This is a genomic window from Streptomyces sp. 549, assembly GCF_030124175.1.
Taxonomy (GTDB): Bacteria; Actinomycetota; Actinomycetes; order Streptomycetales; family Streptomycetaceae; genus Streptomyces.
Genome location: NZ_JASKMT010000006.1, coordinates 264,654 through 290,491, shown reverse-complemented (window position 1 = coordinate 290,491; position 25,838 = coordinate 264,654). Strand labels below are relative to the sequence as shown.

Annotated in this window: 12 protein-coding genes; 7 read left to right on the top strand and 5 right to left on the bottom strand. The window is 73.8% G+C overall.

Annotation, left to right across the window (positions count from 1 at the left end; all coding sequences use genetic code 11):
- Nucleotides 1-493: Rv3235 family protein (locus tag QNO07_RS10700; RefSeq protein WP_349636823.1), on the bottom strand; the 493-nt coding region annotated here is incomplete at its 3' end.
- A 300-nt stretch (nucleotides 494-793) separates the two neighbouring features.
- Between QNO07_RS10700 and QNO07_RS10695 the strand changes: the two genes are divergently transcribed.
- From QNO07_RS10695 to QNO07_RS10680, 4 genes are all read left to right on the top strand, one after another.
- Complete coding sequence (locus tag QNO07_RS10695; RefSeq protein ID WP_283991519.1) at nucleotides 794-1,312, top strand: DUF6912 family protein; 519 nt, start codon at nucleotides 794-796, stop codon at nucleotides 1,310-1,312.
- A 102-nt stretch (nucleotides 1,313-1,414) separates the two neighbouring features.
- Nucleotides 1,415-2,113 (top strand): HAD family hydrolase, encoded by a 699-nt coding sequence (locus QNO07_RS10690; RefSeq protein ID WP_283991518.1) that lies wholly within the window; start codon nucleotides 1,415-1,417, stop codon nucleotides 2,111-2,113.
- Nucleotides 2,114-2,496: 383 nt separating this feature from the next.
- Nucleotides 2,497-7,467 (top strand): NAD-glutamate dehydrogenase, encoded by a 4,971-nt coding sequence (locus QNO07_RS10685; RefSeq protein ID WP_283991517.1) that lies wholly within the window; start codon nucleotides 2,497-2,499, stop codon nucleotides 7,465-7,467.
- A 282-nt stretch (nucleotides 7,468-7,749) separates the two neighbouring features.
- On the top strand, nucleotides 7,750-11,418 hold the full coding sequence (locus QNO07_RS10680) for a bifunctional glycosyltransferase/CDP-glycerol:glycerophosphate glycerophosphotransferase (RefSeq protein WP_283991516.1): 3,669 nt from the start codon (nucleotides 7,750-7,752) through the stop codon (nucleotides 11,416-11,418).
- Nucleotides 11,419-11,481: 63 nt separating this feature from the next.
- Here the strand turns inward: QNO07_RS10680 and QNO07_RS10675 are convergent, their stop codons facing one another.
- From QNO07_RS10675 to QNO07_RS10660, 4 genes are all read right to left on the bottom strand, one after another.
- Nucleotides 11,482-13,458, bottom strand: a complete 1,977-nt coding sequence (locus tag QNO07_RS10675; protein WP_283991515.1) for a glycosyltransferase — start codon at nucleotides 13,456-13,458, stop codon at nucleotides 11,482-11,484.
- A 68-nt stretch (nucleotides 13,459-13,526) separates the two neighbouring features.
- On the bottom strand, nucleotides 13,527-15,149 hold the full coding sequence (locus QNO07_RS10670) for a glycosyltransferase (protein ID WP_283991514.1): 1,623 nt from the start codon (nucleotides 15,147-15,149) through the stop codon (nucleotides 13,527-13,529).
- 104 nt (nucleotides 15,150-15,253) lie between these two features.
- A complete protein-coding gene (locus tag QNO07_RS10665) occupies nucleotides 15,254-17,464 on the bottom strand; it encodes a bifunctional glycosyltransferase/CDP-glycerol:glycerophosphate glycerophosphotransferase (protein ID WP_283991513.1) in 2,211 nt (736 codons plus the stop codon).
- A gap of 243 nt (nucleotides 17,465-17,707) precedes the next feature.
- Complete coding sequence (locus QNO07_RS10660; RefSeq protein WP_283991512.1) at nucleotides 17,708-20,845, bottom strand: FHA domain-containing protein; 3,138 nt, start codon at nucleotides 20,843-20,845, stop codon at nucleotides 17,708-17,710.
- Nucleotides 20,846-21,421: 576 nt separating this feature from the next.
- On the opposite strand from QNO07_RS10660, the gene QNO07_RS10655 reads away from it, so the two are divergent.
- From QNO07_RS10655 to prfB, 3 genes are all read left to right on the top strand, one after another.
- The gene (locus QNO07_RS10655; RefSeq protein ID WP_283991511.1) at nucleotides 21,422-23,146 is read left to right on the top strand and encodes a serine/threonine-protein kinase; all 1,725 of its coding nucleotides are present in this window, start codon (nucleotides 21,422-21,424) and stop codon (nucleotides 23,144-23,146) included.
- Between the two features lie 121 nt (nucleotides 23,147-23,267).
- Complete coding sequence (locus tag QNO07_RS10650) at nucleotides 23,268-24,467, top strand: serine/threonine-protein kinase (protein WP_283991510.1); 1,200 nt, start codon at nucleotides 23,268-23,270, stop codon at nucleotides 24,465-24,467.
- 40 nt (nucleotides 24,468-24,507) lie between these two features.
- Nucleotides 24,508-25,623 (top strand): peptide chain release factor 2, encoded by a 1,116-nt coding sequence (prfB, locus tag QNO07_RS10645; protein ID WP_283991509.1) that lies wholly within the window; start codon nucleotides 24,508-24,510, stop codon nucleotides 25,621-25,623.
- Nucleotides 25,624-25,838: the final 215 nt, after the last annotated feature.

The window sequence follows — 25,838 nt, the reverse complement described above, 5'->3', positions numbered from 1 at the left end:
CGGGGCCCGGCAGGCGCCGGCCCGCGAGGTCGACGGGCTGCGCACCGGAAGCCCGCTGACGGTCGAGGTCGAGGTCCAGTTCGACGGCGGCGCAGCGCCAGCGGTGGTCGGGTCCGTGTTCCAGGCGGAAGGCCAGCGCCCGGTTGCGGCCGCCCGTGGAGACGCGGGCGTACACCTCCACGGCTCCCGGACGGGGTGTGGAGCAGCCGACCTGCTCCAGCACGGGTTCCGGTACGGCGCGGGTCCCCGGCGCGGGGCTGAGCGGGGCGAGCGGGGCGAGCCGGGCCAGCTGGTCGTACGCGGTGCCGCTGGTGTGGCCGAGCAGCGAGTGCACGGGCCGCCGGCCGCTGAGTACCAGCAGCAGGCGCTCGGCGAACCAGTGGTGCGGCATGCGTTCGCGACGGCTCCGCTGGGCTGCGGCGATCGCGGTGCGGGAGGGGCCTCGCGCGTCGCGGCGCCCGGGTGGACGGCTCGGGCCCTTGGTCATGGTCATGGTGGTCCCCGTGGTGAGTTGCCGGCTCCGGTCGCGTACGCGTACCGGTCGGTGCTACCGGTCGGTAGCTTCGGGCACGGTTGTAGCGAGGGCCGCCTCGCGCGCGCAATCGACCCGGACGCCGTGCCGGCCTCGGGGGCGGCGTTCACCTATCCGGTGCCGACCGCCGCGCACCTTGACGCCGACCCGGTTGACCTGGGAGATCGCCCGCGACAAGCCGGATCCGACGGCTCCGTCCGGGGCGTTCGCGGCCCGTATGCTGGCCGTCAGCCCGTCCGGACCTACACGAAAGCGGCAGCGATGCGCGTCTACGTTCCCCTGACCCTGCCCGGACTCGCGGACGCCCATCGGCAGGGTGAGGTCGGTGGCGGCCCGCTGACCGCCTACGCCGTCACCCCGGCGCTGCGCGCCTGGTGCGGCTCCGACGACGTGGAGGAACTGGAGTACGCGGCGCTGGGCGAGGCGGCCCGGTCGTCCCTGCGGCTGCTCGCCGCCACCCCGGGTGCCGCGCCCCGGCGGGTGGTCCTGGCACTGGACGTGCCGGACGCCACCCCGGCGACCGAGCCCGACCCGGGCGGCGAGCCCGGCGCGCTGCGGCTGAGCGGCCCCTTCCCGATGCGCAGGGCCGCCGCGGTGCACCTCGACGCGGAGGCCGCCGAGGCGGCGGTGACCGCGGCGGTGGCCGCCCTGTCCGCGGCCCGCGGCGGCACCGGTGCGGCAGGTGACGCGGCAGGCGAAACGGCGGATGACGTGGCGGGCGGCGCGGAGGCGCACGAGCTGCTGTGGTACGCCGTGCAGGAGATCGACGCGCTGGTCTGAACCCCGCCGAGCCGTTCGCCCCCCGCACGCGGGCGGGCCCGTGGCGGCCGATGTGGCGGAGACCACCGGACGTTTGTCCGACCCTGCGGTTACCGTCGTGTCATGGGTTCGCGGACAGGTACCACCACGCACATCGTCTGGGACTGGAACGGCACGCTGCTGCACGACATCCACGCGGTGATCGAAGCGACGAACGCCGCTTTCGGCGAGGTCGGCATGGAGCCGATCACCCTGGATCGCTACCGCGAGGTGTACTGCGTACCGGTGCCGCGGTTCTACGAGCGGCTCACCGGCCGGATGCCCAGCCCGGAGGAGTTCGCCGTGCTGGACGAGGTCTTCCACCGGCACTACTTCGCGCGGGTGGACACCGTCGGCCTCACCGAGGGCGCCGCCGAACTGCTCGCCGCACGTGCCCCGGCCGGCGGTACCCAGTCGCTGTGCTCGCTGGCCCCGCACCAGCACCTGCTGCCGCTGGTGCGGCGGCACGGCATCGAGGAGCACTTCCTGCGGGTCGACGGCAGCCGGCTCCGGGTCAACGGGTCGGGCAAGGCCGAGCAGATGGCCGCCCACCTGGTGGCGATGGCGGCCTCCGGCGTGGACGCGGCCCGTACGGTCGTCATCGGTGACGCGCTCGACGACGCCCTGGCGGCCCGCCACGTCGGCGCGCACGCGGTGCTCTACACCGGTGGCTCGCACAGCCGGGCCAGCCTCGCGTCGGCCGGTGTGCCGGTGGTGGACACCCTGGCCGAGGCGGTCGCCACCGCCGAGGAGATAGCCGGGCGGGCCCCGGCCGGTTCCTGACCGGTGGCGGCCCGCGACGGCCCCTCGCACTCCCGCGACGGCCCCCTCGCACTGGTGAGCCATCTCCGCGCTGTCCAGAACGTCAAAGTTCTGGCCCCGGTTTTGGCCACAACCGGCTCATGACGACATCCCCGGGTGGGGAGATAGCCTTGCGTACGTGTTCAGCCCGATATCCGTGGATGGGGATCCCGGCAACGCTGCCCTCCCCGCACTGAGCCCGACGCGCATCGCGCCCGGGCGGACGCTGGACGTTTCTCCAGGCCCCACGTCGCCGTCGAGCAGCGGGCCGGTGCGCCCGTCGTTCGGTGACGCGGGGCCTGCCCGTGTGAGCCCATTTGAACCATCTGACGTCACGCAACGGCGCGCGACAGGAGCCAGAGGACATGCAGACCAAGCTGGACGAAGCAAAGGCCGATCAGCTCGTACGAGCAGCCCAGGTGGCTGAGGGCAGTCAGACCGGGAGCCTCCCGGTGCAGGGCCTCGACGCCCGGGCACTCCGTGCCTATCTCCAGCGCTACTACCTGCACACGGCACCGGAGGACCTCGCCGACCGCGACCCGGTCGACGTGCTCGGCGCCGCGCTCTCCCACCACCGCCTCGCCCAGGAGCGGCCGCAGGGCACGGCGAACGTCCGCGTGTACACGCCCACGGTCGACGAGAACGGCTGGACCTGCACGCACACTGTGGTGGAGGTCGTCACCGACGACATGCCGTTCCTGGTGGACTCCGTCACCAACGAACTGTCCCGGCACGGACGCGGCATCCACATCGTGATCCACCCGCAGGTCGTCGTCCGGCGGGACGTCACCGGGCGCATGCTGGAGGTGCTGGACGCCGGCCGGGACCCGATGCGCCCCGCCGCCGAGCGCGGTACCAAGGACCTGCCGCAGGACGCCGTCACCGAGTCGTGGATCCACGTCGAGATCGACCGCGAGACGGACCCGGAGGACCTCCAGCAGATCACCTCCGACCTGCGCCGGGTGCTTTCCGACGTGCGCGAGGCCGTCGAGGACTGGCAGAAGATGCGCAGCGCCGCGCTGGCCATCGCAGACGGCCTCTCGGAGGAGCCGACCGACGACCTGGCGCCGGAGGAGGTCGCCGAGGCGGGCGAGCTGCTGCGCTGGCTCGTGGACGACCGGTTCACCTTCCTGGGCTACCGCGAGTACGCGCTGGACACCGTCAGCGCCGCCGGCAACGGTGAGGAGGACGTGCTGAAGCCGGTGCCGGGCACGGGTCTGGGCATCCTGCGCGCCGACCCGAGCCTCAGCTTCGACGAGGAGGGCCACCCCGTCTCGCCGTCCTTCAGCCGGCTCACTCGCGGGGCCCGCGCGAAGGCCCGCGAGCACCGGTTGCTGGTGCTGACCAAGGCCAACAGCCGCGCCACCGTGCACCGCTCGTCCTACCTGGACTACGTCGGGGTGAAGAAGTTCGACGCCGAGGGCAACGTCGTCGGCGAGCGGCGCTTCCTCGGCCTGTTCGCCGCGTCGGCGTTCGTGGAGACGGTCCGGCAGATCCCGGTGATCCGCCGCAAGGTGGAGGCGGTGCTGTCCGCGGCCGGGTTCACGCCCGACAGCCACGACGGCCGCGACCTCCTCCAGATCCTGGAGACCTACCCGCGCGACGAGCTGTTCCAGATCCCCGTGGAGGACCTGCGCTCCACCGCGACCTCCGTGCTGTACCTGCAGGAGCGCCGCCGGCTGCGGCTGTTCCTGCGGCAGGACGAGTACGGCCGCTACTACTCGGCGCTGGTCTACCTGCCGCGCGACCGCTACACCACCGGGGTGCGGTTGCGGCTGATCGACATCCTCACCGAGGAGCTGAACGGCACCAGCGTCGACTTCACGGCGTGGAACACCGAGTCGGTGCTGTCGCGGCTGCACTTCGTCGTCCGGGTCGAGCCCGGAACCGAGCTGGAACCGCTGACCGAGGCGGAAGCGGACCGGATCGAGGCCCGGCTGGTCGACGCGGCCCGTTCCTGGGCGGACGGTTTCGCGGAGGCGCTGGTCGCCGAGTGCGGCGAGGAGACCGCCGCGGAGCTGGCCCACCGGTACGGCAGCCAGTCCTTCCCCGAGGGGTACAAGGCGGACTTCGCGCCGAGGGCCGCGGTCGCCGACATCCAGCACCTGGAGGAGCTCGACCACAGCGAGGGCGGCGAGGACTTCGGGCTCAGCCTGTACGAGCCGGTGGGTGCCGCGGCGGGTGAGCGGCGCTTCAAGATCTACCGCACGGGCCGGCCGGTGTCGCTGTCCGCGGTGCTGCCGATCCTGCAGGCCATGGGCGTCGAGGTCGTCGACGAGCGGCCCTACGAACTGCGGTCGGGCGACGGCTCCCGGGCGTGGATCTACGACTTCGGCCTGCGGCTGCCGTCCCACGCCCTGAACGGACTCGGCGACGACGCCCGCGAGCGTTTCCAGCAGACCTTCGCCGCGGTGTGGAACGGCCAGGCCGAGAACGACGGCATCAACGCCCTGGTGCTGGCGGCGGGCCTGACGTGGCGCCAGGCGATGGTGCTGCGCGCCTACGCCAAGTACCTGTGGCAGGCGGGCGCGAAGTTCGGCCAGGGCACGATGGAGGAGACCCTCCGCAAGAACGTGCACACCACCCGGCTGCTGGTCAGCCTGTTCGAGGCGCGGCTCGCCCCCGAGCGCCAGCGGGCCGGGAGGGAGCTGACCGACGGGTTGCTGGAGGAGCTGGACGGCGCGCTGGACTCGGTCGCCAACCTCGACGAGGACCGGATGCTGCGGTCCTTCCTCACCGTCATCAAGGCCACCCTGCGCACCAACTACTTCCAGCGGGGCCGGGACGGCGAGCTGCACGACTACGTGTCGATCAAGTTGGACCCGCAGGCCATCCCGGACCTGCCGGCGCCGCGCCCGGAGTACGAGGTCTGGGTGTACTCGCCGCGGGTCGAGGGTGTGCACCTGCGGTTCGGCAAGATCGCCCGCGGCGGTCTGCGCTGGTCCGACCGCCGGGAGGACTTCCGCACCGAGATCCTCGGGCTGGTGAAGGCCCAGGAGGTCAAGAACACCGTCATCGTGCCGGTCGGCGCCAAGGGCGGCTTCGTCGGCAAGCGGCTGCCCGACCCGTCCGAGGGGCGGGACGCGTGGCTTGCGGAGGGCGTCGCCTGCTACCGCACCTTCATCTGCGGTCTGCTGGACATCACCGACAACCTGGTGGGCGGCGAGGTCGTGCCGCCCACCGACGTGGTCCGCCACGACGGGGACGACACCTACCTGGTGGTCGCCGCCGACAAGGGCACGGCGACGTTCTCCGACATCGCCAACGAGGTCGCGGTCTCCTACGGCTTCTGGCTCGGTGACGCCTTCGCGTCCGGCGGTTCGGCCGGCTACGACCACAAGGGCATGGGCATCACCGCACGCGGCGCCTGGGAGTCGGTGAAGCGGCACTTCCGCGAGCTGGGCCACGACACCCAGACGCAGGAGTTCACCGTCGCCGGCATCGGCGACATGTCCGGTGACGTCTTCGGCAACGGCATGCTGCTCAGCGAGCACATCCGGCTGGTCGCCGCCTTCGACCACCGGCACGTCTTCCTCGACCCGGACCCCGACGCCGCGGTCTCCTTCGCGGAGCGCCATCGGCTGTTCGACCTGCCGCGGTCCTCGTGGGCGGACTACGACACCTCGCTGATCTCGGCCGGCGGCGGCGTGTACCCGCGTACCGCCAAGTCCATCCCGGTCAGCGCGCAGACGCGGGAGGCGCTGGGCATCGACGCCGGCGTCACCAAGCTCACCCCGGCCGACCTGATGCGTGCCATCCTGCGGGCCCCTGTGGACCTGCTCTGGAACGGCGGCATCGGCACCTACGTCAAGGCGTCGGCGGAGACGCACGCGGACGTCGGCGACAAGGCCAACGACGCGATCCGGGTCGACGGCCGAGAGCTGGGCTGCAAGGTCGTGGGCGAGGGCGGCAACCTGGGGCTCACCCAGCTCGGCCGCATCGAGTTCGCGGCCGGCGGCGGGCGGATCAACACCGACGCCATCGACAACAGCGCCGGCGTGGACACCTCCGACCACGAGGTGAACATCAAGATCCTGCTCAACGCGGTCGTCGCCAACGGCGACATGACGGTCAAGCAGCGCAACGCGCTGCTCGCGGAGATGACCGACGAGGTCGCCGAGCTGGTGCTGCGCACCAACTACGCGCAGAACGTCGCCCTGTCCAACGCCCAGGAGACGGCGCCCAGCCTGCTCCAGGCGCACCACCGCTTCATGCGGGCGCTGGGCCGGTCCGGCAGGCTGAACCGCTCGCTGGAGTTCCTGCCGTCCGACCGGGTGGTCAAGGAGCGGCTCACCAACGGCCAGGGCCTGACCCAGCCGGAGCTGGCGGTGCTGCTGGCCTACGCCAAGATCACCGTCACCGAGGCGCTGGTGGGCACCGACCTGCCGGACGACCCGTACCTGCGGGCGCTGGCCAGCGCGTACTTCCCGCGTGCCCTGCGGGAGCGGTTCCCCGCCGAGGTCGAGCAGCACGCCCTGCGCCGGCAGATCGTCACCACGCTGCTGGTGAACGACACGGTCAACACCGGGGGCACCACCTTCCTGCACCGGCTGCGGGAGGAGTCGGGCGCGTCCATCGAGGAGATCGTGCGGGCGCACACCGCCGCACGCACCATCTTCGGCATGTCGGCCATCTGGGACGACGTGGAGGCGCTGGACAACGTCGTGGACGCCGACGTGCAGACCCGCATCCGGTTGCACTCGCGGCGCCTGGTGGAGCGGGCCACCCGCTGGCTGCTGGGCAACCGCCCGCAGCCGCTGCACCTGTCGGAGACCATCGCCTTCTTCCAGGAGCGGGTCGAGTCGGTGTGGCGTGAGCTGCCGAAGCTGCTCCGCGGCGAGGACCAGGACTGGTACCAGAAGCTGCACGACGAGCTGGAGACCGCCGGGGTGCCCGGGGAGCTGGCGCAGCGTGTCGCCGGTTTCTCCGCCGCCTTCCCGACGCTGGACATCGTCGCGGTGGCCGACCGCACCGGCCGGGACCTGATGGACGTCGCCGAGGTCTTCTACGACCTGGCCGACCGGCTGGGCATCAGCCAGCTGCAGGACCGGGTGAGCGAGCTGCCGCGGGCCGACCGCTGGCAGTCCATGGCGCGGGCGGCGATCCGCGAGGACCTGTACGCCGCGCACCAGCTGCTCACCGCGGACGTGCTGGCGGCCGGGGACGCGGAGGCGTCACCCGAACAGCGGTTCAAGGCGTGGGAGGAGAAGAACGCGGCGGTGCTCGGCCGGGCGCGGTCCACGCTGGACGAGATCAAGTCGTCCGACATCTTCGATCTCGCCAACCTCTCGGTGGCCATGCGGACCATGCGCACCCTGCTGCGCAGCAACCGCTGACGTCCTCCGCCTCCGGCCACGGGCCCGGGTCCCGCCGCGTCACGCGGTGAGGACCCGGGCCCGTGGCGCGTCCGCGGGTCGCACACTTTGCCGATCCGAGAGCAAACGAGTGGAACGCGGACGGCGGTCCTGCTCTCTAGCCATCGGACGGATCTGTGCGGGTGACCGGTTGCCGCAGCGGGGTAAGCGGGCAGGCAGGCCGTCGCCCGCTCGTAGTTTCAGACAATCTGTGCGATAAAATCCGTCGCATAACTGTCGTTTTGAGGAAGGTTGCTCCGACTTATGGCGCTTCGACTCTCAGCTGTGGTTCCCCTCTACAACGTGGAGACCTACCTGGAGGAGTGCCTGGAGTCACTCGCCGCCCAGACCCTCCGGGACATCGAAGTCGTCATGGTCGACGACGGCTCCACGGACGGCAGCGCGGAGATCGCCGCCGAGTTCGCCGCCCGCGACGAACGCTTCCGGCTCGTGCGGCAGTCCAACGGCGGCCTCGGCCACGCCCGCAACACCGGCGTGCGGCACTGCAGCCCCGAGGCGGACTACCTCACCTTCGTCGACAGCGACGACATCATCCCCGACTACGCCTACGCGCTGTGCGTGCGCACCCTCGACGAGACCGGCTCCGACCTGCTGTCCGGCAACGTGCTGCTGCTGCGCTCCACCGGCACCGAGCAGTCGCCCATGCACCGCAGAGCCATGGCCACCACCCGGCTGCGCACGCACATCACCCGCGACGAGTCGCTGATCTACGACCGTCTCGCCCCCAACAAGGTCTTCCGCCGCGACTTCTGGGACCGCCACGACATGGCCTTCCCCGAGGGCGTGCTCTACGAGGACATCCCGCTGACGCTGCCCGCGCACTTCAGGGCGGGAACCGTCGACATCCTCAGCGAGCCCGTCTACTACTGGCGGCAGCGCGACGGCGGCGGCCCGTCCATCACGCAGCGCCGCACCGAACTGAACGCCGTCCGCGACCGGGTCGCCGCCGTCGACTCGGTGAGCCGCTTCCTCGCCGAACGGCCCGGCCGGGAGAACGCGCGGTACAAGCGCTGGTACGACAAGTCCGCGCTGGGCAGCGACATCCGCATCTTCATCAACGTGCTGCCGGAGGCCGACCAGGAGTTCCGGGAACTGTTCATGGAGGTCGCCGGCGACTTCCTGAGCCGGGTCGACCCCCGCGTCACCGACACCCTGCCCGCCCTGATGCGCCTCAAGTGGCACCTCATCCGCGAGGGCAGGCTGGAGGAGCTGCTGGAGGTGCTGGCCTACGAGAAGCGCGGCATCCGCGGCATTCCCGTGGTGCGCCGCTTCCGCCGGTACGCCCGCTACCCCTACTTCGGGGACAGAGAACTCGCCGTCCCCAAGAAGGTCTACCGGCTCGGGCAGGAACTCTCGCTGCGCAGCAAGGTGTCCGACATCCGCTGGGACGGCGACCGGCTGCGCGTCACCGGGTACTCCTACGTCAACCACCTCAACGTCCACAAGCGCCGCATGTCGCGCAAGGTCATCGGCCTGCGCAACAGCCGCACCAGGCGCACCCTCGTGGTGCCCGCCCGCACGACGTACGCGCCGCAGGCCACCGCCGAGTCCGGCCAGGCCCGCTACTCCTACGACTGGGCCGGCTTCGAGTTCACCCTCGACGCCAGGAGGCTCAGGTCCCGCGGCGAGTGGACCGAAGGCACCTGGCGGTTCGCCATCGGCAACCTCAGCCGCGGCCTGCTGCGCCGCGGCGCCCTCAACCCGGGGCCCTTCGGCACCGGCAGCCACCCGCCCGTGCACTACGTCAGCGACCGGGTCCGCTTGGTGCCGCTGTTCGTCCGGGGCCGGCTGCGGCTGAAGGTGGAGCGCATCCGCGCCCGCTTCCTGTCGCACCGCTTCGTCGGTGACGCCCTCGAACTCCGCCTCGCCCACCACGGTGAACTCCCCGAGGGCAGCACCCTGCGCCTGCGCCACGTCCGGCACCTGCTGGAACACGAGTACCCGCTGGAGACCGAGAAGGCCACCGCCGACCGCACCGTGGTGGTCGCCCGGGTGCCGCTGGCCGACCTCACGGCCGTACGCGACCGCGCCGGCACCCTGGTGTCGCTGCGCGCCCCCGAGAGCGAGACGTGGCGCCCCGACCTCGTCGTGCCGCACGCCGGTGCTGCGGGCGTGCGGCACGACGAGGTCGGGGATGCCGAACGTGCGGCGGCCCGCCCGGCCGCGCCCGAGGACGGCCCGGCCGTGGACATCGTCCCGGTCGCCGTCGACAACGACACCCGCACCGAAGGCGGCCACCTGCTGCCCGCCGCAGACGGGCAGGCCAGGGAACTGGCTTTGCACCGCAACGCGCCGGGCCACCTGCTGATCAGCGACCGCATCGTCCGGCCGCTGGTGGACGAGGTGAGCTGGCAGGCCGACGGCACCCTCGTCCTGGGCGGCACCTACCCCGGTGACAGCGACGTGCCGGTGGCGCTGGTGCTGCGGCACCGCGCCCACCACGAGCTCAAGCAGGTCCCGCTGACCCGCACCGGCGACCGCTTCACCGCCCGGGTGACACCCGCGGCGTTCGTCTCCCAGGCGGGCACCCTGCCGCTGCGCCCGGGCCGCTGGAACCTGGTGTTCCAGAGCGCCGGCGCCGCCCCGGACGCCGACGCGGCGCCGGTCCAGCTGGCCGACCACCTGGTGGACGACTTCCCCGTGACCCGCGTCATCAACGAGCGCACCTACACCGCGCAGTGCTATTCCTACGACCGGCTGGCGCTGGAGGTGCTGTCCGCCCTCAAGCCCGACGAGCGCGGGCCCTACCGGCAGAAGCAGCTGCGCACCACCGTCTACCCGCAGGCCCGCAACCAGCCGCTGCGCGACGCCGTGCTGTACGACAGCTACACCGGCAAGCAGTTCTCCGACTCCCCGCGTGCCGTCTTCGAGGAGCTGCGCCGCCGCGGCTCGGACCTGGAGCACCTGTGGGTCGTCCGCGACGAGCAGGTGGAGCTGCCGGAGGGGGCGCGCGCCGTCCGCATGTGGGGACGCGAGTGGTTCGAGGCGATGGCCCGCTGCCGCTACGTCGTCACCAACGCCCACCTGCCGCACTGGATCAGGCGCCGGCCCGGCCAGGTCATCGTCCAGGCCTGGCACGGCACCCCGCTGAAGAAGATCGGGCACGACATCGAGGACGTGCAGTTCGCCAACAGCCGCTACCTGGAGAACGTCGCCCAGGAGTCCCGCAGCTGGAGCTTCCTCGTCTCGCCCAACCGGTTCAGCACTCCCATCCTCAAGCGCGCCTTCGCCTTCGACGGGGAACTCCTCGAAGCCGGCTACCCGCGCAACGACATCCTCCACGCGGCGGACCGAGACGAGATGGCGAAGCGGGTCAGGGAGCGTATCGGGCTGCCGCCGGACAAGAAGGTCGTGCTGTACGCGCCCACCTGGCGCGACGACCAGTTCTACGGCCCCGGCCGCTACAAGCTGGACCTGCGCGTCGACCTGGACGCCGCCCGCAAGCAGCTGGGGGAGGACCACGTGCTGCTGGTCCGCCGGCACCCGAACGTGGTGGACACCGTGCCCGGCGAGGGCGACGGGTTCGTGTGGGACGTGTCGGAGTACCCGGAGATCGGCGAGCTGTTCCTCGTCGCGGACGTCCTCGTCACGGACTACTCGTCACTGATGTTCGACTTCGCGGGCACCGGCCGCCCGATCCTCTTCTTCACCTACGACCTGGAGCACTACCGCGACCAGCTGCGCGGCTTCTACTTCGACTTCGAGCGGGAGGCGCCGGGGCCGCTGCTGTCCACCTCGCAGGAGCTGGTCGCGGCGCTGCGCGACATCGACGCCGTCAGTGAGAAGTACCGCGAGGAGTACCGGGCGTTCCAGCACACCTTCTGCGACCTCGACGACGGAGGCGCCGCCGGCCGGGTCATCGACCGGATGACGGAACTCGCCGCCGCCGAGGACGACCGCGGCGTCGACTGAGCGACCCGGGACTGAGCGACCCGGGGCGGTCGCGGTGTGCGGACGCCCCGGGCCGCAGCCGCCCTACAGGTCGACGACCTTCAGCGCGAGCTGGCCGCGCGCCGTGTAGTACGGCCGCAGCTCGCAGCGCTGAGACCCCCTGCGCTGCAGCGGCCCCCGGCGTTCGGGGACCTCCAGCACGGGCCGCGGGAAGGTGAAGACGGCCATCGGGTCGAGCACGTCGGTGGCGTCCTTGCACATCCTGACCGGGCTCCGGCCGCCGCCGGGTGACAGCCACAGGTCCCACACGTCCTCGGCCGCCGCGCGGTCGGCGACCAGGTCCCGGCAGGGGATCTCGGTACGGAACGCACCGCCCTCGCCGGTCTGCGCCGCGAAGGCGAGATTGCGTTCCGGAGTGCCGCGGTGCACCGCCTCCACCACGGCGTCCGCCGCCGGAACGGCCCCCCACAGCTCGCCGGTCAGGCGCACCGACTCGCTGCTCACCGTCAGCGGGCCGACCTCGGCGTGCACCTCCCGCACCACGCTGCGCACCCGCACCTCGCCGTCCCGGTCGACGTGCGGCAGCAGCAGTTCCAGGGCCGGCCCGTGGGCGTTCGGCAGCGGGACGGACAGCAGGCCGCGGGTGTCGCAGGCGTCGGCGCGCACCCCGGTGAGCGCCGCGTCGCCGTGCTCCACGGACAGCCGCCACTCGCCCTCGGCCAGGCAGCCGCGGCGCGGCACGACGGCCGTGAGCCGCCCGTCGGCCGGGACGAACGGAATCCGTACCGGCTCGCCGCCCCCGGCGGGCAGGCAGACCAGGGCCGGCGGCCCGTCCTGTCCCACCGGCGGCAGCGTGACGTGCAGATCGCCCGAACCGCAGTCGGTGACGCGGCACTCGGCCTTCACTGCGCGGGCGCGGCGGAGCGACGCCTGGCGGAGGATCTCCTCGAACCGGTCCGCGCCGGCCGCGGGCCCGAACCGGGCCGCGTTGCGCTGCGCGGCGGCACCCATGGCGATCCGCCGCGGCTCGTCCTCCATCAGCGCGGCCAGGGCGGCGGCCATCGCCTCCACGTCACCGACCGGGACCAGCTCCCCGTCCTCGCCGGGTGTCAGGATGTTGCGCGGCCCGTGGTCGCAGTCGGTGGCGACCACGGGCAGTCCGCAGGACATCGCCTCCACGACCACGTTGCCGAACGGCTCGCGCCGGGACGGCAGCGCGAAGACCGAGCCCTTGGCCAGCTCCCGGGTCACGCCGCTGACCGCCCCCATCAGCAGCACCTGGTTGTAGGCGCCCAGCTCCTCGATCCGGCCGCGCAGCGCGGCGCGTTCCGGCCCTTCGCCGTAGATGCGCAACTGCCAGTCGGGGTGCTTCTCCGCGGCGACGCAGAACGCGGCGATCAGATCGTCGAACCCCTTGTGCCGCTTCAGCAGCCCGGCGGTGACCACGACGCGGTTCCGGCCGGTCGAGGTGCCGCCGTCGGCCGGCGGTACGCAGTTCGGCATGACGGTGAGGTTGCGTCCGTCGCCCAGGGCCCCGCCGAGCACCGCCAACTCCTCCGGGGTCAGCACGGTCACCGCGTCCAGGGACCGGTAGGCGGCGAACAGCGGGTCCCGGATGTGACGGTGGAAGGTGGTGGGACGCGAGTGCTCCTGGGCGACCTTCAGGTACTGGCCGCGCCCGGCGCGGTGCAGCACCGACGTCAGCCTCGGGTTGGAGCTGACCACGACGTCGGCGTCGGTGTTCTCCAGGTGGGCGAGCAGCCGCAGCTCCGCGAGCCTGCTGACGTGCGGCACCTCCTCATCGGGCTCCCCCGGGTACACCTTCGGCTGCTCCCGCATCGCGGGGTTGTCACCGTCGTAGACGGGTGAGGTGACGCGGACGTCCGTCAGGTCCACCACCTCGACCCGCTCGTCCAGCGGCATCGGGGAGGTGTCCCGGTCGCGGCGCAGCGAGACGACCTCCACCTCGTGCCGGGCGGCCAGCGCGCCTGCGAGGTTGTGGGTCGCGCTCACCACGCCGCCGAGACGGTAGCGGTCCACCATGAGGAAGGAGATCTTCATCTGCGGGGCCTAACCCTTTCACCTCGGGGAATCTCGGTCGACACCCGGAATACCCCGATCTGTGGGAATCAGTGCGCCCGTGCGGTCAGGCGCCGCAGCCTGGCGGGCACCAGACGCCGGGCCTTGCCCGCGACGACGTGCCACGCGCCGCGCAGACCGGGCGCGACCCGCAGTGCCAGCGACCCGCGATGGGTGGCGTAGGGCTGCACCAGCAGCAGCCCGTGCCGCCTGCTGGCCACCGCCGTCCGCCGCATCGACGCCCCCCCGGCGGGACGGACGGCGGTGTAGAGGGAACGGCCGTTGGCACACCGGATGCGGGCGTACACGTCCCAGGTGTCCAGGGGCCCGCCCGCCGGCGCCGACCGGTCCGCCAGCGACTGGAGGTCCAGCGTCAGCCCGGCGGCCCAGCCGCCGCCGTCCCGGTCAGGCCGGGCGTTGCGGGTCTGGCCCAGCCGCCCGTCCGTGCGGTGCCGCAGCTCCACGTCCACGCAGCTCACACCGGCTCCGGCGAGCCGGCCGTACAGGTCGTGCACCCGCACCCGCAGCCGGGACCGGCTGCTCATCTCCGCTTCCACGGTCAGCGGCAGCCGGTATATCGGCTTGCTCTCCACCCCGTCCAGCCGGACCTCCGGCAGTTCCTGCGACCACACCGGGCGCCCGCGCCGGGTGGCGTACGGCGGCAGCAGACGTGCCGGGCGGGCGGCCAGCTCCGCCATCCGGGTGAGGTCGCGCGGCATCTGCGAGGCCGTCACGACCCGGGCCAGCCACCGGCCGGGAGCGCGGGCCGCCCGCAGGTCCGCCTCGTCGAACCGGGCCAGGTGCTCCCGCGTCGCCTGCCACCACTGCCGCTGGTAGTCATCGCTGCGCCCCGGCAGCTCCCGCACGTACATGCGCAGGTCGTGGTCCAGGAACTTCGTCCGGGCGGCGTGCGCCAGCAGCTTGTGGTCGGCCTCCTCGAGCACCCGTACCGCGTCGGCGTGCGCCCGCAGCCGGCTGTGCCAGTTCCGCACGCCGTCGCGGTCCAGCGAGATGGACGGCTCGGCGGACGCCCGCCGCACATTCCACACGTAGACGGTGTCGGGCACCGCGACCAGGCGGTCGGCGGCGGCCAGCACCCGGGCGCTGAAGACGAAGTCCTCGTAGTGGTAGGCGCCCTCGGGAAAGGTGATGCCGTGGCCGAGCAGGAAGTCGCGCGCGTACAGCTTGTTCACGCACAGGGTGTCGCGGACCAGCCTGGGGTTGCGCTGCGGGTCCCGGTGCACCGTCTCCTGGAGGAACAGCTCACGCTGCCATGGTGTCTCGGCACCGCCGGGCAGTTCCCGCCGCACGCAGCGGCCGGCCGCCACCGGTGCCTGGTGCCGTGCGGCGGCGTCGAGCAGCGTGCGCACGGCACCGGGCGGCAGCACGTCGTCGCTGTCGAGGAACATCACGTACCGCCCGCGGGCCGCCCGAAGCCCGTCGTTGCGCGGCGTGCCGCAGCCGCCGCTGTTCTCCGTGCGGCGCAGCACCACGAGCCGTGGCTCCCGCGCGGCAAGCTCGTCCAGCAGCGCACCGGTGCCGTCGGTCGACGCGTCGTCCACGGCGACCACCTCGGTCACCTCCGGCCCCTGGTCGAGGGCGGACGCCACCGCCTGGCCGACCAGACCGGCATCGTTGTAGGCGATGACCACCACGCTCACACCGGCCGGCATATCCCGCCCCCCGCACTTCTCATCACGCTGAACCCACCCCCTGCTCGTGCCCGCGACGGCGGGCACGCCTCCCCTGCGGGGAGGCTCCGCCTATAGGGATGCGTTCACAGACGGGCAGGTTCACCGGACCCCTCGCTGGGCTGCGCGGGGTGGACGACCTGCCTGCTCCCTTGCCGAGCGAGCCGTGCGCCCGGGGCCGGACGGTGCGCCGGCGCCGGGGTACGCCGTTCGACGGGCACCGCCGGGGCCAGTCCGGCGCTGTCAAGAAACACCGCACGGATCACTCGTTCGGCCGACTGCCCGTCGTCGTAGGGGCAGAACCTGGCCCGGAAGGCTGCCCGCAGCGCCTCGCTCCTGGGCGTCCGCCACTCGCCTTCGCGCAGCAGGGAGACGAGCGAGGCGGTGTCGCGGGTGACCGGCCCGGGAGGGCAGGCGGGCAGGTCGAGGTAGGTACCGCGGGTGGCGCGGTAGGCGTCCCAGTCGTCGGCGTGCACCACGATCGGGCGGTCCAGGTTCGCGAAGTCGAACATCAGCGGCGCGTAGTCCGTCACCAGCAGGTCCGCGGCCAGGCACAGCTCGGCCGGCGGCCGTCCCCCGTCCGCGTCCAGCACCGTGAAGCCCCGGCCCAGCGCCCCGGCCAGCCGCCGCAGGTCCAGCCGGGACCCCGGCCGCCCGTTCAGGTACTCGCGGGGCGCGGGTGCGTACAGCACCGCGGTGGAGTCCGGCGGCACGTCCAGCGCGGCGCGGGCCCGCGCGACGTCCTCGGCGGTGGCCGTGCTGAACACGTCGTTGCGCGGCGCCCCGCACTCCAGCGTGGTGTACGACCCCGGGTAGGCCCGCTCCCACACCAGCGTGGAGTGGCGGTTGGCGGAGAGGCTGTAGTCCCACTCGTCGACCTGCGCCAGCAGCCGTTCGAAGTCCATGCCGTCCGCCGCGACCGGATGGTCGCGCAGGTCGAGGCCGAGGTGGCCCAGCGGCGTTCCCCGGTGGGTCTGCACCATGACCTGCCCGGAGCGTTTGGCCCGGCCGAACTCGGGCGCGCCGTCGAGTACCCGGTACCGGGCCCGCGCGAGCGCCCCCCAGTGCGCTGCCGAGCCGTGCGGCACCACCCGCACCTGCGGCGGCAGCACCGCCGGCGGCTCCTGGTCCGGCCCGCAGACCCACACCGTGCGCAGCCCCGGCACCAGCCGCTGCGCCGCCGCGGCCAGCGCGGCGGGGTCACCGCCGCCCCCGTCGGGCGCGGAGCTGGTGAACACCGCGAGGTCGGGGTCGAGTGGCCGCCGAGACTGGACGCGGTGGTGCAGGCGCAGTACCGCGCCGCGCAGCGAACCGGCCAGCCGGCCCGCGCCGCGCCGCAGGCCGCGGCAGGCCCACAGCGCCTGGAACGTGCGGCGCGCGCCCAGCCGCACCAGCAGGTGCCGCAGGTCGGTGCGTCCGGCGACCGCCTGGTGGCGCAGGCACTGCTTGCTGCTGCGCCGGAAGAACTCCGCCCGGCAGGACTGCGGCAGCCGTCCCGGGGTGAGGAACAGCGACAGCAGGTGGTCGGTCATCCTGCGGTAGAGCAGCGGACCCCAGCGCGACAGCTCCGGCCGCTCCTCCAGGAACCGGAAGACCCGGTCGTACTGGCCGAACACGTCGAACGGCCGCCGGTCGGCGGCGGTCTGCGCGGCGCCCTTGCGGCGCTGCCGGTGCAGCACGCACGGCCGGTCGAGTACCGTCACCGCCTCCGCGGTCAGCAGCGCGGCCCAGCTGAACGGCGTGCCATCGAAGGCCCCCGGTGGGAATCCCAGGCCCTCGCGGAGCAGGAACTCCCGGCGGTACGCCTTGTTCCACGCGACGGGCGGCAGCCGCAGCAGCGCCGGGCGGTCCCGCAGTCGGAACACCTGCGGCTCCCGGTCGGCCAGCAGGCCGGCCCGGGTGCCGCGGTCGCTGCCGCCGTGCCAGAAGGCGCGCAGGTGCTCGAAGACCAGCACGTCGGGGTCGGCGGTGTCCTCCAGCCGGTCGGCGACCGCCTGGAGCGCGCCGGGGGCGAGGGCGTCGTCGCTGTCGAGGAACATGACGTAGTCGCCGCGGGCGTGCGCCAGGCCGGCGTTGCGGGCCGGGCCGGGGCCGGACTGCTCCGGCAGGCGCAGCACACTCATGCGGGGGTCGGCGGCGGCCGTCTCGGTGAGGATGCCGGCGCAGGCGGCGGGTGAGCAGTCGACGACGGCGATCAGTTCGAGGTCGGTGAAGCACTGGGTGAGGACGGACTCCAGGCACTCAGGCAGGTACGCCTGGGCCTGATGGGCGGGAACGATGATGCTGAATCGAGGCACGGCGGCACATCCAGGGGGCACCTCCCAGCCCGTCCAGGCTGGGGGAGGGCGAGCGCGGTCAATTAAGCCGATAATGCGCGCTTTGCCTATCTGTGCCGCATGACCTGGCGGGGCCGGGACCAGAATGGTCCGTTCGGCCCAACGACTGCTCGGGAATCCGCAGGGCCCGGTGCCGGGCGGCACCCGGGCGGCACCGCCCGGGTGCGCGGTGCGCGGCCCTGTGCGCCGCGCACCCGGTTGCGCTCAGACGGGCGGTGCGACCGGGGTGGCGCCGGACTCGCGGGCGGCCCGCTCGGTGGCGCTGGCCAGCAGCGCGAGGTCGGTCGGGCCGTTGCCCAGCTCCCGCACCGGGCGGCGGGACGGCGGATCGCCGGCCCTGGCCCAGTCGAGCGGCACCACGGTCGGCCGCAGGGTGGCGGTGCGCGGAATGCGGCCGGTGACCCGGCCGCCCTGGAACGGCGTCACCGAACCGTCGGGCCGGTGCAGCACACCCCGCCCCGGCTTGGGCTCCTCCGACGCCGGGTCGCTGCCCAGCGCCACCCGCATCGTCGCGGCCTGGTCGGCCGCCGTCTGCGCGGTGCGGTCCGGGCGCCCGGTGGCGGCGATCAGGTGGACGCCCAGCCGCACGCCCTCCCTGGCGACGGCCTCCAGCGCCCGCACCACCGAACCGGCGGCCGGGCGGCCCGGATTGCCGAGCGCCGGATCCACCAGCACGTCGAAGTCGTCCACCAGCACGACCAGCCGGGGCAGCGCGTTGGCCGCGACCTTCGCGGCACCGCCGGGAGCGGACCTGGCCCGCAGCCGCACGGTGCCCCGGTCGCTGTCCGGCCCGGCCGTACCGGCCGGAACAGCCGCGGCGGTGCCCTGCACGAACGCCTCGTAGTGCGCCTGGCCCAGCAGCTCCGAGCGCCGCTTCACCTCGCGGCTCAGCGACTGGGCGAACTCCCGCATGCCCACCGGCTCCCCGGCGCTGAGGTACCGCACGGCGTGGGGCAGTTCCGCGCACACCCGCAGGCCGTCGCCGTCGCCGTCGACCAGGACCAGGCCCAGCCGGTCCGGACGGTCGCCCGCCGCCAGCGCGGCGGCCAGCGAGCACAGCAGCTCCGTCTTGCCGCTGCCGGGCGCACCGCTCACCAGCAGGTGGCTGCGGTCGGTGGCCAGGTCGGCGGTCAGCGGCCCGCGCGGCCCGGCGCCGAAGACCAGGGCGGCGCTACCGCCGCTGCGGTCGGGCACCGCCGACCAGCGGGCCAGCAGCGCGGCGGGTGTGGCGCGGGCCAGGCCCAGTTCCTCCAGCAGACGGGAGGACGGCGGCAGCGCGGCCGGGACCCGCGCGGCCGGCACCGCGCCGGTGGCCGGCTCCGGTTCGCGCACCGGTGCCAGCGCCCGGGCGAAGCGTTGCGCCCATGCGGCGGACACGCCGTCGACCGTGGCGACACCGCCGGCCGGTTCGCCGCCGCGCGCCACCACCCGGACCGCGGTGCCCACCGCGCCGCTGAGCAGGGCGGCGGTGCCGCACTCGCGGAACGCGGGGGAGGCGGCGTAGGCCGTGGCGAGGGTGTCCGACAGCGGAGAGGAGGGGGTGGCGGCGGGCGCGTCGGCCAGGCACAGCACGTGCACGCCGACGACGGAACCGCCCCCGGCGAGCCGCGCCACCGTCTCGCGCAGCGCCGCGGTGCCCGGATCGCCGTCGACGACCAGGACCGTCGACGGGCCGCGGTGCCGTGCCGCGGCGGCGGCGATCTCGGCGCGTTCGGCGGTGACCCAGCCGGCGCCGAGCGGGCCCTCGTCGACGCGGCGCACCAGTTCCTCGGTGCGGGCCGCGGCCTGGTCCCGGTCGAAGCCGAACAGCAGCCGGCAGTCCTGCCCGTGGGAGGGGCGGGTGTGCGGCAGCCAGCCCAGCCACGACCAGTCCTCGGCCCGGCCGCAGCGGCCGGACGCGACCAGCACGATCTCCAGCGTGCTCGGCGGGTGCAGCGCGGCGAGCTGCGCCAGCGCCGAGCGGACCAGCGGCAGCAGGCGCTCCCGAGGCCCGGCCAGGCCCAGCGAGCCCGCCTCGCGCAGCGAGACGGTGACCGGCACGTCGGGTCGCGAGGTGTGGTGGGCGGTGCCGAGCCGCACCGCGAGCGCGTCGGGGTGGTCGGCGCCGCGCTCCCACAGCCTCGGGCCGGGCCCGAGCGCGGTGAGCAGCACCTCCGCCGAATCCGGCCAGCGGCCGGGGGGATCGGCGTCCGCAGGCGGGCCGGTGAAGCCCGGCGCGGGCTCGGCCGGGTGGATCGTGCGGCCGGGGGGCTCCGGCGCGGGCGCCTCGGCGCGCCGACCGCCGCCGAGACGGCGGGCCCAGCCGCCTATGCCGCGTCGCCGCTCCTCGGCGGCGGAGGCCGCCGGGCCGACGGGCGGCCGGACGAAGCCGGCGCCGTGCGTGCCGCCGGAGGCGGGGGGCGCCGGCGCCCGGCCGTGCTCGATGTGCTCGGCGCCCTCCGGCCTGGCGACCGGAGCGGCGCGCTGCCGGGGCGGGCTCTGGGGCGGCTGGCTCTGGGGCGGCGGGGGAGCGGCGGCCGGCTGCTGCGGCACGAAGGGCGCGGCGGTGCCGCGCAGCGGGGTGGGGCGGCGGGCCGTGCCGCCGGGTGGGCTGTTGCGCTGCGTCGCCGCGGAACCGACCCGGGCCGCCGGCACGGCGGCCTCCGAGCCGGGACCGCCGCCGGTGCCGCCGCCGGAACCGATTCCGGGGCCGCCGGGCCCGCCTGCGGCAGCGCCGGAGGCGTCGGCCAGGGCGGCCGGGCCGGCGTGCAGGCGCAGCAGCGTCTCGCCGACGCGCAGCGCGGCGCCGGGACGCAGCGGGAGCGGGCGGCCCAGGACGGGTACGCCGTCGACGGTGGTGCCGTTGGTGGAGTCGAGGTCGGTGACCGTCACCGCGCCGGTGCCCGCCACGGTGACGGTGCAGTGCAGCCGGGACACGTCGGGGTCGTCCAGCACCACGTCGGCGTCCGCGGAGCGCCCGATCCGGACGTGGCCGCCGTGCAGCAGGTGCACGCCGCCCGAGTCAGGGCCGGCGACGACGTCGAGCCGGACGCCGTCGGGCAGCGGGGTGGCGGGCTGCTCGCTCGGGCCGTGCAGCGAGATGACGGCGCCGTCGACCAAGGGCGGTTCGCCGACCATCTGGCGCTGCGGGTCGAGGCGGCGCGGGCCGAAGTAGACGGGGACCGGGTCGCCCGGGGCGGCCGGGGTTCCGGTGACCGAGGCGAGCGCGGTCGCCAGGCCACCCGCCACCGCCGCCAACACCGTGCCGGGCGGGGCGGTGACCAGTACGTCGCAGCACTCCGCTCCGGCCTGCTGCGGGCCGCAGCGCGGGCCACGCACAGTGAGCCGGATCTGGTTCGGCATCGGCCCCTCCCGGTTCATTCACCTTGCGCCAGACCGTAGCCGCATCCTCGCACCTGTGACTGACATTCCGTCCCGCGACCGTCATTCAATGATCTTGATTGGCTGGGGGGATACAGGCCGGTGCTCACATGTGGTCGAGTTCACATCCGATCGGCGGCGCATTGTGACCGGGTTTGTCACTCGGTGGGCGCCGTGCCTGTACGGAATGTCGTTTCGGTCCCGCCTCGCCAGGCTCCGGGCGGCTTCCGCCGCAAACCGCGCCCCCGGCGGCGCCGGGCGCGATCGGCTCGGAATCTGGCCGGAACACGCCGGTCCGCTATCCCGTCCGACACCGGCTGCGCGAGGTTGACGCACGCGGTCCGCAGGCGTGCGCCGGGCGCTGCCCGCAGCCCTCCGCGCAACCGAAGACGCGGCCCGTACGTCTGGAGGAGCAGAGCGGTTTCGACCGGACGGCGGTCCGCGACGGACCTGTGGACAGCGCCCGCCCGGCTGTCGAGACCGCACTACAGTGGACCGGAACCGGCCGCCGGGCAGGCGGCCGACCGGGACAAGCGACACGACCAGGGAGCCGATGACGTGCGGCCGGTAGGCAGCAAATACCTGCTCGAGGAGCCGCTGGGACGCGGCGCCACGGGCACCGTCTGGCGCGCCCGCCAGCGGGAGCGGGCGGGCGCCGAGGCAGCGGTCCCGGGGCACCCCGGGGAACTGGTCGCCATCAAGGTCCTCAAGGAGGAGCTGGCCGGCGACGCCGACATCGTGATGCGCTTCCTGCGCGAGCGCTCGGTGCTGCTGCGGCTCACCCACGAGAACATCGTGCGCACCCGCGACCTGGTGGTCGAGGGCGACCTGCTGGCCCTGGTGATGGACCTGGTCGACGGCCCCGACCTGCACCGCTACCTGCGGGAGAACGGCCCGTTCTCACCGGTGGGCGCGGCGCTCGTCACCGCCCAGATCGCCGACGCGCTGGCCGCCAGCCACGCGGACGGCGTGGTCCACCGGGACCTGAAACCGGCCAACGTGCTGCTCGCCGAGACCGAGCAGGGCATGCGCCCGATGCTCACCGACTTCGGCATCGCCCGCCTCGCCGACTCCCCGGGGCTGACCCGTACCCACGAGTTCGTCGGCACCCCCGCCTACGTGGCCCCGGAGTCCGCCGAGGGCAAGCCGCAGACCTCGGCCGTCGACATCTACGGCGCCGGCATCCTGCTCTACGAACTGCTCACCGGCCGGCCGCCCTTCGGTGGCGGGTCGGCGCTGGAGGTGCTGCACCGGCACCTCAGCGAGGAGCCGCGGCGCCCGCCGCACGTGCCCGAACCGCTGTGGACGGTCGTCGAGCGGTGCCTGAGCAAGAGCCCCGACCGCCGTCCGTCGGCGGACGCGCTGGCCCGCGCGCTGCGCACGGTCGCCGCCGGGCTCGCCCCCGGAGCCGGGGCCGAGGCGTACGCCGCCGCGCTCGGCGTCGGCGCGCTGCTCGCGCCGGACCCGCGTCCGGCCCCGGTGCCGGGCACCGGCGGCGGCGCCGACGACGCCACCCAGATGCTGGGTGCGGCGGGTGCGGCGGGTGCGGCCGGCGGCTACGACCCGAACGCCGCCACCAGCTTCATCCCGCACACCACCTCCGACGCCGACCCGACGTCCGTGCTGCCGCGTTCCGGTGGTCCTGACGCCGAGGCCACCTCGGTGCTGCCGCAGTCCGGCGGCCCGGGTGAGGACCGCACCTCCGTCATGCCGCCGGTGCCGGACGGCCCGCGCGCGGAGGACCCGCACCCCTGGCAGAACCAGTTGCGGGCCGCCCGCGACCGCAACGAGCAGACGCAGCTGCGCCCGCTCGACCCCGAGCAGGACCCGCTGCGCCGCCGTCCGCCGCGCCGCCCGCAGCAGCCGCAGGCCTACGGTCAGCAGGGCTACGGCCAGCAGGGACAAGGACAACAGGGACACGGGCAGCAGCAGGGGTACGGCCAGCAGCAACAGCAGGGCTACCGGCAGCAGCAGGCCCCGCAGCAGCAGCGGTACGCGCCGCCGCCGCAGCAGCAGCCCCCGCCGCAGCGCTACGAGCCGCAGCGCCCGGCCCCGCGGCCGCCGCGGGAACCGCGCCAGCCGCGGCAGCGCAGCTCCAGCCCGATGCGCATCCCGGGCCTGGGCTGCCTCAAGGGCTGCCTGTTCATGATCCTGATCATGGCCGCCATCGTCGCGCTCATCTGGAACTTCACCCCTGTTCCGGAGTGGGTCGCCGGAGGCCGCAGCTTCTGGCAGACCATGAAGGACTGGTTCAACTCGGCCCGCGAAGCCGTCGGCTACTGAGCCACCGGGGTCGCCCGGTCCGGTGATTTGTCGACATATGAAGGGGTCTTTACCGCCCAGAAGTGGCGCTTGTCGTCATCCGGGCCCCCCGAGGTGCCTCCTGCCGCGTAACTTTGTCGTCATGGCACGGAAGATCGGCAGCCGGTACACCGCCCACCAGATCCTGGGGCGCGGCAGCGCGGGCACGGTGTGGCTCGGTTCTGGACCGGACGGGCCGGTGGCCCTCAAGCTGCTGCGCGAGGACCTGGCGGCCGACCAGGAACTCGTCGGCCGCTTCGTGCAGGAGCGTGCGGCGCTGGTCAGCCTGGACCACCCGCGGGTGGTCGGGGTGCGCGACCTGGTCGTGGACGGCAACGACCTGGCACTGGTGATGGACCTGGTCCGCGGCACCGACCTGCGCACCCTGCTCGACCGCGAGCGCCGCCTCACGCCGCACGCCGCCGTCGCCCTCGTGGCCGACGTCGCCGACGGCCTGGCCGCCGCCCACACGGCCGGGTACGTGCACCGGGACGTCAAGCCGGAGAACATCCTGCTCGACGAGGGCACCGGGCGCGCCCTGCTCACCGACTTCGGGGTCGCCAAGCTGATCGACGAGCCCCGCAGGGGCGGCGGCGGTCGGGTGGTCGGCACACCCGACTACGTGGCGCCGGAGATCGTCGAGGGACTGCCGCCGCGCGCGGCCGTGGACATCTACGCGCTCGCCACGGTGCTCTACGAACTGCTCGCCGGGTTCACCCCCTTCGGCGGCGGCCATCCCGGCGCGGTGCTGCGCCGGCACGTCACCGAGGCGGTCGCGCCGCTGCCCGGCATCCCGGACGATCTGTGGCGGCTGATCCACCAGTGCCTGGCCAAGGCCCCGGCCTCCCGGCTGCGGGCGGCGGAACTGGCCGCACGGCTGCGGGAGCTCCAGCCGTCCCTGGCCGGGCACCCCGCGCTGCAGATCGACGAGCCGGAGCCCGAGCCGGTCCACGAACCCGAGCCGCCGGTCCACGAGCCCCCGGTCCGCGGCGCCGTCCCGCTGGTGCACGGCACGGCCGCGCCCGACTCGGCGAACCGCGAGACGCACACCAGCATGCGGGTTCCGGGCGCGGACGAACTGGCGGGTGGCGCGCACGGCACCGCGCGGGCGCCCCGCGCGCCCGGTCAGCCCCGCGCCGGGTCCGCCCGCCACCGCGCTGCCGAGCGCCGACGCCGGATGAAGATGGCCGTCGCCGCGACGGCTGCCGCCGCGGCGCTGGGCGTCGGCGGCTGGCTCGCCTTCGGCCCCTCCGACTCCGCCCCGCCCCAGCCCGCGCCCCCGGCCGACACCTCCACACCATGACCGTGGACGCCCCGGCCGGGGCAGCCGGTAGGCTGGAGCCGTGGCAGTCCTCGATGTATCCGAAGCGCTGAAGTCCCTCTCCTCCACCATGGAGTCGATCGAGGCCGTACTCGACCTCGACAAGCTGAGGGCCGACGTCGCCGTGCTCGAGGAGCACGCCGCGGCGCCGTCCCTGTGGGACGACCCCGACAACGCCCAGAAGGTGACGAGCAAGCTCTCCTTCCTCCAGGGCCAGCTGCGAAAGATCGAGGAGCTGCACAGCCGGATCGACGACCTCGGCGTGCTCTTCGAGCTGGCCGAGGGCGAGAACGACGCGGACACCCGTACCGAGGCCGAGGCCGAGCTGGCCTCGGTGCAGAAGTCGGTGGACGAGCTGGAGGTCCGGACCCTGCTGTCCGGCGAGTACGACCAGCGCGAGGCCATGGTCAGCGTGCGGGCCGAGGCGGGCGGCGTGGACGCGGCCGACTTCGCCGAGCAGCTCCAGCGCATGTACCTGCGCTGGGCCGAGCGCCGGGGCTACCCGACCGAGGTGCTGGACACCTCCTACGCGGAGGAGGCGGGCATCAAGTCCACCACCTTCTCGGTGAAGGCGCCCTACGCCTACGGCACGCTCTCCGTCGAGCAGGGCACGCACCGCATGGTGCGCATCTCGCCCTTCGACAACCAGGGCCGCCGCCAGACCTCCTTCGCGGGCGTCGAGGTGCTGCCCGTGGTGGAGCAGACGGACCACATCGACATCCCGGACAACGAGCTGCGCATCGACGTCTTCCGGTCCTCCGGTCCGGGCGGTCAGTCGGTCAACACCACCGACTCGGCGGTGCGCATGACGCACCTGCCGACCGGCATCGTCGTCTCCTGCCAGAACGAGAAGTCGCAGATCCAGAACCGCGCCGCCGCGCTGCGCGTGCTCCAGTCCCGGCTGCTGGCCCACCGCAGGGCGGAGGAGCAGGCCAAGATGGACGCGCTGAAGGGCGAGGGCGGCAACTCCTGGGGCAACCAGATGCGCTCCTACGTGCTGCAGCCGTACCAGATGGTGAAGGACCTGCGCACCGAGCACGAGGTCGGCAACCCGCAGGCCGTGCTCGACGGTGACATCGACGGTTTCCTGGAGGCCGGTATCCGCTGGCGCAAGCAGCAGGACCAGGCCGCCGGCTGACGCCCGCCGCACCCGTTCGTGCGGGCCGTACCCCGCGGGGTACGGCCCGCAGGGCGTTCCCGGCCCGCTGCGGCGCCGCGTCGCGGCACGACCGCGCAGGTGGGGAGGGGTGATAGTGCCCGGCGATAGCGTTGCCCGCACTCTTCGTTACCCATCCGGTGCGTACCGTGCACAACCCTCGGTGCGGCTGGGGGATCTGCCTTGGTGGGCGTGTG

What these genes read in the sequence shown, in the direction of transcription:
- QNO07_RS10695 (WP_283991519.1), top strand. Translation starts at nt 794, where the DNA reads ATGCGCGTCTACGTTCCCCTGACCCTGCCCGGACTCGCGGACGCCCAT.
- QNO07_RS10690 (WP_283991518.1), top strand. Translation starts at nt 1,415, where the DNA reads ATGGGTTCGCGGACAGGTACCACCACGCACATCGTCTGGGACTGGAAC.
- QNO07_RS10685 (WP_283991517.1), top strand. Translation starts at nt 2,497, where the DNA reads ATGCAGACCAAGCTGGACGAAGCAAAGGCCGATCAGCTCGTACGAGCA.
- QNO07_RS10680 (WP_283991516.1), top strand. Translation starts at nt 7,750, where the DNA reads ATGGCGCTTCGACTCTCAGCTGTGGTTCCCCTCTACAACGTGGAGACC.
- QNO07_RS10675 (WP_283991515.1), bottom strand. Translation starts at nt 13,458, where the DNA reads ATGAAGATCTCCTTCCTCATGGTGGACCGCTACCGTCTCGGCGGCGTG.
- QNO07_RS10670 (WP_283991514.1), bottom strand. Translation starts at nt 15,149, where the DNA reads ATGCCGGCCGGTGTGAGCGTGGTGGTCATCGCCTACAACGATGCCGGT.
- QNO07_RS10660 (WP_283991512.1), bottom strand. Translation starts at nt 20,845, where the DNA reads ATGCCGAACCAGATCCGGCTCACTGTGCGTGGCCCGCGCTGCGGCCCG.
- QNO07_RS10650 (WP_283991510.1), top strand. Translation starts at nt 23,268, where the DNA reads ATGGCACGGAAGATCGGCAGCCGGTACACCGCCCACCAGATCCTGGGG.